The 13098-nt window shown below is 36.7% G+C and carries 10 protein-coding genes and 1 pseudogene; 4 read left to right on the top strand and 7 right to left on the bottom strand.

Going from position 1 to position 13098, the window contains the following annotated elements:
• Nucleotides 1–132 precede the first annotated feature (132 nt).
• Nucleotides 133–738: pseudogene (locus ACEN4L_RS12870) on the top strand (DsbA family protein); the annotation flags it as partial.
• Nucleotides 739–960: 222 nt separating this feature from the next.
• Here the strand turns inward: ACEN4L_RS12870 and ACEN4L_RS12865 are convergent.
• From ACEN4L_RS12865 to glgB, 5 genes are all read right to left on the bottom strand, one after another.
• Nucleotides 961–3393 carry a glycogen/starch/alpha-glucan phosphorylase gene (locus tag ACEN4L_RS12865; protein ID WP_407097637.1) on the bottom strand — a complete coding sequence of 811 codons (2433 nt, stop codon included), beginning with the start codon at nt 3391–3393 and terminating at the stop codon, nt 961–963.
• 108 nt (nt 3394–3501) lie between these two features.
• Complete coding sequence (glgA, locus tag ACEN4L_RS12860; protein ID WP_407097638.1) at nt 3502–4944, bottom strand: glycogen synthase GlgA; 1443 nt, start codon at nt 4942–4944, stop codon at nt 3502–3504.
• A 2-nt stretch (nt 4945–4946) separates the two neighbouring features.
• Nucleotides 4947–6116, bottom strand: a complete 1170-nt coding sequence (gene glgD, locus ACEN4L_RS12855; RefSeq protein WP_407097639.1) for a glucose-1-phosphate adenylyltransferase subunit GlgD — start codon at nt 6114–6116, stop codon at nt 4947–4949.
• The gene (locus ACEN4L_RS12850; RefSeq protein WP_407097640.1) at nt 6100–7251 is read right to left on the bottom strand and encodes a glucose-1-phosphate adenylyltransferase; all 1152 of its coding nucleotides are present in this window, start codon (nt 7249–7251) and stop codon (nt 6100–6102) included. Before ACEN4L_RS12850 ends, glgD begins: the two co-directional genes overlap by 17 nt.
• Before the next feature lie 106 nt (nt 7252–7357).
• On the bottom strand, nt 7358–9283 hold the full coding sequence (gene glgB, locus ACEN4L_RS12845) for a 1,4-alpha-glucan branching protein GlgB (protein ID WP_407097641.1): 1926 nt from the start codon (nt 9281–9283) through the stop codon (nt 7358–7360).
• A gap of 348 nt (nt 9284–9631) precedes the next feature.
• On the opposite strand from glgB, the gene ACEN4L_RS12840 reads away from it, so the two are divergent.
• The 3 genes from ACEN4L_RS12840 to ACEN4L_RS12830 are packed head-to-tail and all read left to right on the top strand — an operon-like array spanning nt 9632 to nt 11872.
• Nucleotides 9632–10243, top strand: coding sequence for an NfeD family protein (locus tag ACEN4L_RS12840; protein WP_407097642.1), 612 nt, complete (start codon nt 9632–9634; stop codon nt 10241–10243).
• The gene (gene floA, locus ACEN4L_RS12835) at nt 10236–11225 is read left to right on the top strand and encodes a flotillin-like protein FloA (protein ID WP_407097643.1); all 990 of its coding nucleotides are present in this window, start codon (nt 10236–10238) and stop codon (nt 11223–11225) included. The genes ACEN4L_RS12840 and floA overlap by 8 nt, the downstream gene beginning before the upstream one ends.
• Nucleotides 11225–11872, top strand: coding sequence for a hypothetical protein (locus ACEN4L_RS12830; RefSeq protein WP_407097644.1), 648 nt, complete (start codon nt 11225–11227; stop codon nt 11870–11872). Before floA ends, ACEN4L_RS12830 begins: the two co-directional genes overlap by 1 nt.
• 58 nt (nt 11873–11930) lie before the next feature.
• Here the strand turns inward: ACEN4L_RS12830 and ACEN4L_RS12825 are convergent, their stop codons facing one another.
• Entirely contained in the window at nt 11931–12755 is an 825-nt protein-coding gene (locus ACEN4L_RS12825) for a carbohydrate ABC transporter permease (RefSeq protein WP_407097645.1), read from the bottom strand.
• 12 nt (nt 12756–12767) lie between these two features.
• Nucleotides 12768–12965, bottom strand: coding sequence for a hypothetical protein (locus ACEN4L_RS12820; protein ID WP_407097646.1), 198 nt, complete (start codon nt 12963–12965; stop codon nt 12768–12770).
• Nucleotides 12966–13098: the final 133 nt, after the last annotated feature.

Here is a 13098-nt window from a genome sequence, read left to right as displayed (position 1 = left end):
GTTTAACTCCTTCGGAGTACCGTTCTTTAGCCTCATAAAAAAATACCACGTTGAGCATCTTATTCAACGTGGTAGGGTAAACAATTATTTTGTTTTTTAACCTGTCTACTTGACGGGGAGTGGTTCACAGATTTTGTTTGCCCTTTTTGTTACATAGGTAAACGACACATTGAAGAAGCAACAAAAGGTATGGAAGATATCACTTTTGAATACCATAGTTATGAGTTGGATCCAACGGCTCCTGAAAAATACGAAGGCCCTATGCAAGAATATTTTGCAGAAATCAAGGGTATGAGCTCTTCACAAGCTGACGATATGATCCAACAGGTGACTACAATGGCCACAAATGCCGGCTTGGATTATCACTATGAAAAAATTCAACACGGGAACACGGTAAAACCTCATCGCCTATTCCAGTATGCTAAAACACAAGGTAAAGGTACTGAATTCATGGAAGTCGCAAAGGAAGCTTATTTTATCAATGGAGAATGGTTAAATGATGACCCTACATTGGTGGAGTTAGCTGAAAAAGTCGGCTTAGATAAAGAAGTTGCTGCGAAAATTCTTCATTCAGAGGATTATTTAGACGCTGTGCAACAAGACGTAACTGCCGCCCAACAAATCGGTGTCCAAGGCGTGCCTTTCTTTGTGATTGATGGAAAATACGGTATTAGTGGAGCACAACCGATAGATACCTTTAAGCAAGTCTTAACAGAGATACAAGCAGAAAATGCTTAACGGATAAACCAATGAAAATATGCAGTATAGATTCCATCATTTGGGACCTATACTGCATTTTGAGTCTTACAGTCTAAATGTTTTGTTTCATGCTCTTTATAAATACGTTGCGCAAAACAGACTTCCTGTAGTTTCACTTTCTCTTTTTGTTGGGAAAGTTCAACCAACTAAAAGAGAAAAGTGAACCTCACGAAAATCTAAGCGTTTTGCTCCACGCTCTTTTTAAATTGGTTCATTGAGGTGAATGGTTTGTTCATTTTGCGGCATTTCAGAATCTATTTTCCAAATTTCCTCTGCATAACGCATAATCGTAAAGTCCGCTGAGAAGGGACCGGAATTCGCTATATTCAATAATGATTTTTGATTCCACAATTGTTTATCTTGATACAGTTCATCTACTTGATGTTGCACGGTAATATACTCCTCAAAATCTTTCAGTACAAAATACTCGTCATTGTATTTCACTAGGGAATCAAAAATCACTCTTCCTTCTTCTTTAATGTCTGGAATAGTCCCATCAATCAAAGTGTTTAATACTTTTCTCAGTTTTGGACTAGAGTCATAAATTGTGCGTGAAGAATACGTTCCATTTTCATAATAGTCATACACCTCATCTGAAGTTAGGCCGAACAAGAATATATTGTCTTCTCCAACATAATCTCGTATTTCTACGTTAGCTCCATCTAGTGTAGCTACAGTTAATGCACCGTTGAGCATTAATTTCATATTACTTGTTCCTGAGGCTTCTTTACTGGCTAAAGAAATTTGTTCGCTTACTTCTGCAGCTGGAATAATCAATTCAGCTAACGTAACACCATAATTTTCTACAAATACTACTTTCAATTTATTTCCAATGTCTGGGTCATTATTTACTAACTCAGCAACAGCATTGATCACTTTGATGATTTGTTTAGCATACAAATAACTTGGTGCTGCTTTAGCTCCAAAAATAAAAACTCTTGGTTGAATATCCAATTCTGGGTTTTCTTTGATATCTAGATATCTGGAAAGAATGTGCAACACATTTAACAGTTGACGTTTATAAGCATGCAATCGTTTGATTTGAACATCAAATAGAGCATTTGGATCAATAATTAAGCCCATTTTGCTTTCTACATACTGCGCAAATCGCTGTTTATTTTTCAATTTTACTTCTGCTAATTCTCTCAAAGAAGCCACATTATTGGCATACCCTTTCAATATCTTTAATTCTGATGGTTTCTTTTTCCATTCTGTACCGATTCTGTCATCAATAAATTTCGTCAGGTCCTCATTAGCTATTTGCAACCACCGTCTTTGAGTGATACCATTCGTTTTATTGTTAAATTTAATGGGATACATTTCGAAGAAGTGTTTCAATACATCATTTTTCAAAATATTTGTATGCAGTTGTGCAACTCCGTTAACACTGTGGCTTCCAATAATAGCCAAATGCGCCATATTCACCACACCGTCTTTGATAATAGCTGTTTGATAAGTCAATTCTTCCCCATAGATAGGCAATTTCTTTTCAATATGTCGGCGATTGATCTCTTCGATCACTTGATACACTCTTGGGATCTCAGCTTGCAACATTTCGATGGGCCACTTTTCCATTGCTTCTTGCATGATCGTATGATTGGTGTAGCTCATCACTTTCTTCCCTATCTCCCAAGCTTGTTCCCAACTCAATCCTTCTTCATCAATCATAATGCGAATGAATTCAGGAATACATAAAGCTGGATGTGTATCATTGATATGGATAGCAACTCTATCTGCAATGTGGATCATTGGCAAATGTAATTTTTTGTAATAACGAACAATACTTTGAACGCCTGCTGAACACAAGAAATACTCTTGTCTCAACCGTAAAATCCTGCCTTCATAATTGGAATCATCTGGATACAAGACTTCCGTCAATTGATTCACTTCTCGTTGAGCGGTGATACTAGAATAGTGAACGTAATCTTCTGGAGGGATTTCAGCTGACCATAATCGCATATTGTTGACCAAATTATTTTGATAACCAATCATAGCAGTATCGTACGGAACGGCTAAAATATTTCGGGTATTGTCGTAGATCGGTACAAATCGTCCTTCCTCTTCCGTTAAATAAACCTGACCTCCAAATCGGACATTGATGGTTTTATTTTCTTTTCGGACTTCCCATACGTTTCCATTTCGCAGCCAATTATCAGGAACTTCAACTTGATGTCCATCAATAAATCGCTGTTGGAACAAGCCGTACTTATACCGAATACCGCTCCCAGCACCAGGAATACCTAAAGAAGCGATAGAGTCCATAAAGCAGGAAGCTAATCGGCCTAATCCTCCGTTTCCCAGCGCAGGATCTTCTTCTGCTTCCACTATTGATTGAAAATCCAGACCGATTTCTTCAATACCGTTGCGAATGGTATCTAAGATCCCTAAATTCAGTAAATTACTTTTCAACATTCTTCCCGGTAAAAATTCCATTGAAAAATAATACAATTGTTTGACCTGTTTTTTTTCGTACTCTATTTTGGTTTGCGTCCAATTTTCCCCTGCATAGGCTTTGACAAAAGTTCCAAGTGCACTGTACAACTGAATAGGAGAAGCTTCTTTTACATCTAGTCCATATAGTCCTTTCAACAATCTCTCATAGTCTTTTTTAAACTCTGCTACTTGTAATGTCATTCCAAATCCTCCTCATAGGTATAACCATTCTATGTACTTAGCGCGTTATACGACAAGGGCCAGGCCAAAAAAATTTGGTCTAGCCCTTTAATCCTTCATACTGCTCATTTAATTTGTTTGATCTGTAATTCTGTCATAACTGTCTTGATACAATTGACTAGATTTTTCCCAACTGAAGTCTTTTTTCATAGCTTGTCGTACCAATTTTTTCCATTGATCTGGGTAATCAAAATATACTTGTAAAGCACGATCAATGGTTTCCAACATGATTTGGCTAGAATAGCCTGAGAAGCTGAATCCAGTTCCTTCTCCCGTAAATGTGTTGTAGGCTTGCACGGTGTCTTTTAATCCGCCTGTTTCGTGGACGATCGGCAACGTTCCATAACGCAAAGAATTTAGTTGAGAAAGTCCACACGGCTCGAAAGCAGACGGCATAATAAACAGATCGCTTCCAGCATAGATCAGTTGAGCCAATTCAACGTCAAAGTCGATGATCGCTTTAAATTTCTCAGGATAGGCCCAATTATAATGTTTACAAGCATCTTCAAGATGGCTTTCTCCTGTACCTAAGAGGATGATTTGGACTTCTCGCTGCATCAATTCATCCATTTTTTCAATGAGTAAATGAACGCCTTTTTGCTCCGTCAAACGGCTTACCATAGCCATTACAGGAATATCTTTCTTGACTGGCAACCCCACTTTTTCCTGCAATACACTTTTGTTGACAGCTTTTCCACTTGGATCATCCACAGAGAAATGTTCTGCAACATGCTCATCTGCTTCAGGGTTAAACACATCATAGTCAATCCCATTTAAGATTCCCACGATTTTACTCTTATTGTCTCTTAAAACACCATCTAATCCCATACCGAATTCTTCCGTTTGGATTTCATCAGCATAACTGGGACTCACAGTAGTGACTAAGTCAGCGTAATAAATACCGCCTTTTAAGAAATTAACGTTTCCATAGAATTCTAGACCATTCATATGAAAGGCATTGTAGCCAATATCAAATAGATCTGATAAAACTACTTGGTCATAAATACCTTGGAATTGTAAATTGTGAATGGTTAATACTGTTTTAATGGATTGATATCTTTCGATCCAATTGTATTTGTCTTTTAACAAAACAGGCACCATTGCAGTGTGGTAGTCGTTCACATGAATCACATCAGGAATGAAATCGATTTTTTCCAGCATCTCAAGCATAGCTTGAGAGAAGAATGCAAAACGTTCTCCATCATCATCAAAACCATAGATTCCAGGGCGATCAAAGTAATACAGATTATCTACAAAATAATAAGTAACCTCGTCTTTAACCAATTGCTTTATACCGCAGAATTGACTCCGCCAGCCTACCTTTACTTCGAATTGACAAACATCTTCTAATTGATCTTTGTATTGCTGCGGTAAAGAAGTATAAAAAGGAAGCACTACACGTATGTCAATTCCTTTTTTTTTCAACTCTTTAGGCAAAGCACCTGCAACATCGCCTAATCCTCCTGTTTTATAAAAAGGAGCACATTCAGCAGCGGCAAATAATACTTTCATGCTTACGCCCCTTTCTTCTCAGTCAGTACACTGCCTTTTTCTACTACTAAAGGTTGTTCGGGTGTGCCGATTAATTTTACTCCCGGAGCTACAGTGACATTTTTATCTAAAATCACGTATTCCAAATGAGCTCCTTCACCAATTTGACTGCCTTGCATAATAATCGAGTTTTTTACTACCGCATTTTCTTTGATACGAACTTTACGGAAGATGATCGTGTTTTCCACTTCACCATCTATATAACAGTCTGTTGCAATTTGAACATTTGAAACTTTGCTAGAAGGAGAATAATAAGTTGGTGCACCATTTCTTGCTCGTGTAATGACAGGTTCATCACGGTAGAATAATGAATTGTAGTTGTCTTCATCCAACATATCCATGCTCGCTTCATAATAGCTCAACACAGTATCGATATATTTTAAGTATCCTGTGTATTCAAATCCACAAACTTTATTGCCTTGTTCTAAAGCCAGGTTCAGCATTAATCCCATATGGTGTCTTTCTTGTCTTTCTTCAAGCAGATCCAAATAGTACAAGAATTTTTCTACACTCATCACAGTGATACCTGTTTGGATAGCTAATTTTTCATTTCCTTTATCCATCATCTCACTAACAGAATTAAGGCATTCAATCACTCCAGTATCTGGATTAAGAGAGTAACTTTTCAGGTTTGTATCAACAGGTACTTCTGCAGCCGGAATATTTTTGTAAACAACGGTCATGTCTGCAGAATTTTCTTTATGGTAGCGTAAAATAGATTGTAAATTAATGTGGCACAACATTTTACTGCCGGTAATCACCACATACTCAGCTGCGGATTTTTTTACATAGTTTCGTTGGTCTTCATAATAAGTCAATTTATCGCCTTCTAGAGCCGCAGATTCTTTTAAATCCATTTGAGAGTGGGTAAATACTCCTCCGCCAATAGTAGAGTCTAAACCCCATTCAAACCCGCTTCGAATATGATCGTATAGTGAATGTCCACTTCCAGAAATGAATAATGCTGCAGATGTAGCTTCTGCATTATGCAAAGCAGTAAATGGGAAATCGATTAAGCGGTATCTGCTTGCAAAAGGCAAGGCTGCTACAGGGCGTTTATTCGTTAAAGGTTTTAACCTACTACCGTCTTCAACTAAATTAACGATTGCACAAAAACTATTTCTTCTCATCATCTTTAAGTCCTCCAATCTCTTCAGAGTAGCCTAACACAGCTATATCTTTATCCTTACCAATCAATTTTCCGCCATCGTGTACTTTGGCATTTTCACCAATGATCGCATGATCAATGACTACATTTTCACCAATAGTTACGTTTGACATAATAAAACTGTCTTTAATCACTGACCCTTTTCCAACTTTGACATTGTGAGACAAAATGGAATGTTCTATTTCTCCAGCAATATAGCAGCCGTCTACTATCATTGAATTCGTTACTTTGGAAGTTTCAGTTAAGAATTGAGGTGGAGAATCTGGATTATTAGAGTAAATCCTCCAGTTTTCATCTCGAATGTTTAAGGCATGTTCGGGGTTGAGAAACTCCATATTTGCTTCCCATAAACTTTCAATTGTTCCAACATCTTTCCAATAATCTCTAAACGCATAGGCATAAATATCTTCACTATTTCGAAGATAAGCTGGAATAACATGCATTCCGAAATCTTCCATTTGACGATTTTTAGCTTGGTTGTCGATTAAATATTTTTTCAATTTAGGCCAATCAAAGATATAGATTCCCATTGAAGCCAGATTGCTTTTTGGATTGTCAGGTTTTTCTTGGAATTCAATAATCCTGTCTGACTTATCTGTGTTCATCAGTCCAAATCGAGAAGCTTCTTCCCACTCAACAGGAATAACACCAACTGTTAAAGCAGCTTTTTTTTCTTTATGGTAATCCAACATTTTTTGGTAATCCATTTTGTAAATATGATCTCCAGATAAAACCAATAAATATTCAGGATCGTATCTGTCTATAAAGCCAATGTTTTGATAGATAGCATGAGCTGTTCCCTTAAACCATTTTTCTCCATCTACATTGGTATAAGGTTGAAGAATGGTAGCTCCTCCATTATGAGTATTCAGCCCCCACGCTTCTCCATTACCTACATGAGCATTTAAATCCAACGGTTGGTATTGAGTAACAACACCAACATTCTTAATTCCTGAGTTTGCGCAGTTGCTCAATGCAAAGTCGATGATGCGGTATTTCCCACCAAATGGAACGGCTGGTTTGGCGATTTCTTTAGTCAATTTTCCTAAACGAGATCCTTGTCCTCCAGCTAATATCATAGAGACTATTTCATTTTTCATTTTTATACGGAAGATACAATTTCTGTAACCTTCCTCTACCCTCCTCTTTTTTATAATAACTTCAAACAGCTATAAAACAAAATAATTTGACTATTAGAATGAATATTTATACTTTTGGTACTTTAAAAATTCTTTTAGGCTTTAAAATAATCACACTCATAGCTGGAACAATCAAATTAATAGAGTATTCCTGATTATTATGGGGTTTTTTCTCTGTTTTTAATGTTCCCTGTGTTTCGGTCCAAGTACCCCCAAGCTCTTCCATTTCTGTATTTAACAGCTCTTCGTATTGCCCTTCAAACGGAACTCCCACTCGATAATTTTGCCGTTCCACAGGTACAAAATTGCATATTATAATAAGAAAATCTCGCGGTTTTTTTCCTTTTCGAATGTAAGTCATAATCGATTCCGAAGCATTATCGGCGTCTAAAATTTCTATTCCTTTAGGATCATGATCTAATTCCCATAAAGCTTTGTTCTCTTTGTAGATCTGATTTAACGTTCGGCTAAATTGTAGATGTTTATTGTTCGCTGCGTCATCCAAACTGTTCCATTCAAGGCTGGAATCAAACTTCCATTCAAGGAACTGACCATACTCATTTCCCATAAACCCTAATTTTTTACCTGGGTGTGTCATCCGAAAAGCTTCCAACGTTCGAAGACCGGCAAATTGATTGTACCGATCTCCAAACATTTTGTGCATCAATGACTTTTTACCATGAACTACTTCGTCATGTGAAAAAGGCAATACATAATTCTCATTGAACATGTACATAAACGAAAATGTCAGTAAATTAAAATGCTGTTTCCGAAGTGCAGGATTCATTTCAAAAAATCTCAATGTATCATTCATCCAGCCCATATTCCATTTGTAATTAAACCCTAAACCACCTTGCTCCACAGGTTTAGTTACTTTTGACCAGGCAGTACTTTCTTCCGCAATCATTAATGTTTCTGGATGACGTTCAAAGATAACTGTATTCATTTTTTGGAGAAATTTTACGCCTTCTCGATTGTGGTTGCTTCCGTCATCATTGGGTATCCATTCTCCTTCATCGTAATCCAAGTACAACATGTTGGAAACAGCATCCACTCGTAGTCCATCTAGATGAAGTTGCTCAATCCAGAACAAAGCATTTGAAATCAAGAAACTATGGATTTGTGGTTTTCCCAAATCGAAGTTCAACGTTCCCCAACGGTAGTTTTGAGCTTGATGGTAATTTTGATATTCATATTGCGGTGTGCCATCAAAATAAGCCATGCCATAATCATTTTTATTGTAATGACTCGGTACCCAATCCATCAGAACACCAATATTGGCTAAGTGAGCAGCTTCAACAAAATCTTGCATGTCTTCTAATGTTCCAAATTTTGAAGAAAGGGCAAAATAGCCGGTCGCTTGGTACCCCCAAGAAGCGTCAAGAGGGTGCTCCATAAGAGGTAAAAATTCAATATGTGTATAGCCCATCTCTTTTACGTAAGGAATAAGCTCCCTTTGTAATTCTGGAATACTATACCAAGTTCCATCCTCATGGCGTTTCCAAGAGCTCATATGTACTTCGTAAATATTCAATGGACGTTCGTAAACAGGGAATCTTTTTTTGGATGCCATCCAAAGCCCATCACGCCATTTTTTCTGTGGCAGTTCTTTGATGACTGAAGCATCTTTTGGCCGTACTTCGTATTCAAGAGCTTGGGGATCGATTTTTAGTTTGACGGTTCCATCTTGGTGTTGGATACGGTATTTGTAGGGTTGTCCTTCCTTAGCGCTATCACAAAAAACAGACCACATTTCTGTGTGACCTACTTTTTCCATTCTTTTCCCTTCAAACCAGTCAGTACAATCACTGACTAAAGAAACTGCCTCAGCATGGGGCGCCCACACAGTAAAGCGAAACCCCTCTTTTCCATTTTGAACTTCTTTATGACTTCCTAAAGTTAAATAGCAGTCATAATAATTCCCTGTATTAAACAGATAACTCATTTCTTCAAATTTTTTCATGTTGAATGAATTAATGATTTGTTTTTCCATTTCCTCCACCTCATTCTAGTTAAAAACAATTATTCGTTTTATTTTATCATTGAATTCTAATTTTTGACATCTTTTTTTAATACAAACCCACTTTTTTTGATCTTTTCATCTTATTCAAACTATACCATTTCGTTTTTAAAAATGCTTTTAAAGACCCTTTTCTTTTTAAATAATTCTTTTTAACTTTTTTTACTTTCTTTTATTCTTTTTGTCTAAATGGTGTCTATTAGAATACTTTAATGGTAAAATAATCATAAGAACACTTTCTTTAATAAACTTTTTTCATGATCAATTTTGTTTGAAACACTTAGTTTTGAAAAATAACTCATTACGAAAGGAGGTAAATCTATGTTAAACATTGCACTTCTTTCAATTGGATTTCTTGGCTTAGTTATTGCAGCAATAACCCCTCGTTCAACTCTAGGTGGAGCTATCTCGCTGCTAAGTTTTGCTGCTTATTTCTTTATGAATGAGAATGATGAATGGTACACAATTATCATTTTTATTTTAGGTATATCTCTATTAACCTTTGAGGTTTTTATACCGGATTTTGGAATAGCGGGTATTATAGGAATCCTGTTGATTATTTTTGGTTTGTATCAAACATTAGGAGATCTTGGTCAAGCTATTCGAGATTTAAGTATCGCTGTTCTCTTATCCGTTGGCTTAGTGATTGTATTGGCCAAGAAAGGCTATTCTTTTGATAATTTCAGTAAGTTGGTTTTAAATAATGACTTAACTTCCGAGAGAGGTTTTTTGAGTAGTATTGATTATTCTTCTTTACTTGGACAAACCGGTAAAACACTTACTGCTTTAAGACCCACTGGAAAAGCTTTATTTGAGGAAATTACTTTAGATGTATTGAGTCAAAATGAAAGAATTGAAGAAAATGTTCTAGTAGAAGTTATTAAAGTGGAAGGTTCTAAAATTATAGTTAGGAGAGTGGTAGAAAATGAATGAAACGAGTAGTTTTATTGGTATAGCTATAATTGCGGTTATAGTAATAGTTATTATCAGTTTATTTTTACGATTTGTACCCGTTGGTTTATGGGTAACTGCATACTTTTCAGGAGTTAAAATAGGTATTGGAACTCTTGTAGGAATGCGTTTGAGACGTGTTACTCCTTCTCATATCGTTCGCCCGCTGATCAAGGCTACAAAAGCCGGGTTAGTATTGAACATTAATGATTTGGAGGCTCATTATTTAGCTGGTGGAGATATCAACCAAGTTATTGACGCTTTGATCGCTGCTGAAAGAGCAAATATTCCTTTAAAATTTGAACAAGCTGCGGCTATTGACTTAGCAGGACGTAATGTTTTTGAAGCTGTTCAAGTCAGCGTAAATCCCAAAGTTATTGAAACTCCATTTATTGCTGCAGTAGCTAAAAATGGTATCGAAGTTCGTGTAAAAGCTAAAGTAACGGTTCGTGCTAACATCGAACGGTTAGTTGGGGGTGCCGGTGAAGATACGATTATTGCCCGTGTTGGTGAAGGTATTGTTACAACTGTCGGTAGTTCCATAAATCACAGTGCCGTACTAGAAAACCCTGACGGTATTTCAAAAGTTATCTTAAGTAAAGGTTTAGACTCCGGTACTGCTTTTGAGATTCTATCGATCGATATCGCAGACGTTGATGTTGGACGTAACATTGGTGCTCAATTGCAAACAGAACAAGCCCAAGCAGATAAAAATATTGCTCAAGCTAAAGCAGAAGAACGTCGCTCTATGGCTATTGCAGAAGAACAAGAAATGCAAGCTGAAACACAACGCATGCGCGCTAAAGTTGTGGAGGCCGAATCTCAAGTTCCATTAGCCTTAGCAGATGCTTTGAAGTCAGGAAATCTTGGCGTTATGGATTACTACAACATGAAAAATATCAATGCTGATACAGATATGAGAAGTTCTATTTCAGATAGTTCTAAGAGAGAAAGTGATGAATAATGAATTCTCTATTCATTCTCATCATGTTGGGTCTCCTTGTTTATAGCGGTATATTCATTTTCATATTTTTTATCCGTGCGCTGATGCCGAAAAACACTCAGCAAAAGAAAAGCTCAGATATAACAAGAGCAGGCAGCAATCGGAACCAACAACAAGCTGCCAGAAGAACGACCACTCCTCGAACTCCAAGTAGGTCAGTTTCGGCTAATCGAAATGCAAATAAACAACAAAGTTGGAGAGAACTTGCTTCTGAGTTTAAAGAAGCATTGAATGAACTAGATTCTTCCAGTTCGAAACAAGCCAATACTCAAAAAAGAACTACTGTGAACCAACCTAATCCTAAAAGAAATCCTTCTGCTACTAAACGGCAACGTGATTATAGCCGCGAAGGTTCTGGAAGTTCGGAAGGTATGGGCAGTTTAGAAGGTACTAGAGGTCTTGAAGGATCATCCAGTTACGAAGGTACTGAATTTCATCCTGAAGGTCATACCACAAAGCAGAAATCACTAAAAAAAACAGCTGTCTCGCGCGATGCATATGCACCTAGTCTTAAAATAGGTAAAACTCATTTGCAAAAAAATATCGTTCAGGCGGTGGTTTACAAAGAAATACTTGATAAACCAAGAAGTAAAAGACCTATTAGATAGGGAAAATCGATTGTGCAAAAAAAGGAACGATGTTTCGGTCCTTTTTTTGCACGATTTTTCAGCCTTTTGCTGCTCCGCCTAAAGCAAATCCTTTAGACATATGGTTCTGTGCGAAATAGTACAGTATAAAAGTTGGTAACATATATATAATTGAATATGCTGCAAGTTGTCCATAAGCAGCGTAACCATACTGCCCAAAAAATTGGTACAACGTGACTGAGGCAGGTAATTTAGAAGGAGATTGCAACAAGATATAAGGTACAAAGAAATTGCCCCAGCTTCCGATAAAAGTAAATATGGCTACTGTAAAGATCCCCGGTTTCATAAGTGGAATAATCACTTTTCGTAGACCATCAAATGAACTGGCTCCATCTATCCAGGCCGATTCTTCTAGTTCAACTGGTACACCATCCATAAAATTTTTCATCATCCATATGCCAAATGGTAATCCTGAAGCGGTTAAAAATAATAAAGTTGCCCAAAGAGAGTCTACCCAATTAAAGAAAACAAATAGCTGATAAACAGGTACCATCACTGCTGTAATAGGTAACGAAGTCATGAATAAGATTGTCATCAATAATTTTTGTTTGTGCTTTAATGAAAATCTGGATAGTGGATAGCTAGCTAACAAGGATAAAACAACAACTAAGATCGTCTGTCCTCCAGATAAGAAAAGGCCATTTATAAAAGCACTTTGATTTCCTGAATCTGTCAGTACAGTTGAATAATTAGCTAAAGATAGTTCTTCTGGAACTTTTAACACTTGTGTAGCAGACTCATCAAAAGAAGCAAAAATAATCCAAAACAACGGTAAAATAAACATTAAAGCAATAATCAACAAGATAATATATGGAATTATATTTCGTAATTTTATCGGTTTCATCATTTTTGCCTCCTACTCTTCTGTTTTTAATAATTTGATATACACCAAACTAAGGATAATTCCTATAGAAAGAATAATTAATGAGATAGCTGTTCCATACCCTAATTGATAATTTACAAAAGCTTGTTCATACATTAAGACTGGAAGTGTAGACGTGGCTCCAGAAGGACCACCGCCTGTCATAGTGTAAATTAAAGTAAATACCCCCATCGTACTTAATGCCTACTGAACAATTGGGCTAATTTGAAATGGAGAAAAGTTCAATAGAACTAAACAGCTTTTTTTCCGATTTTTCAGTTGTCCAAAAAAAGAGCGCAAGCGATTGCGATTAATGTTATCTACA

Source organism: Desemzia sp. FAM 23988, assembly GCF_045528365.1.
In the GTDB taxonomy this organism is placed as follows: domain Bacteria; phylum Bacillota; class Bacilli; order Lactobacillales; family Carnobacteriaceae; genus Desemzia.
This window is presented reverse-complemented; position numbering and strand designations above follow the sequence as displayed.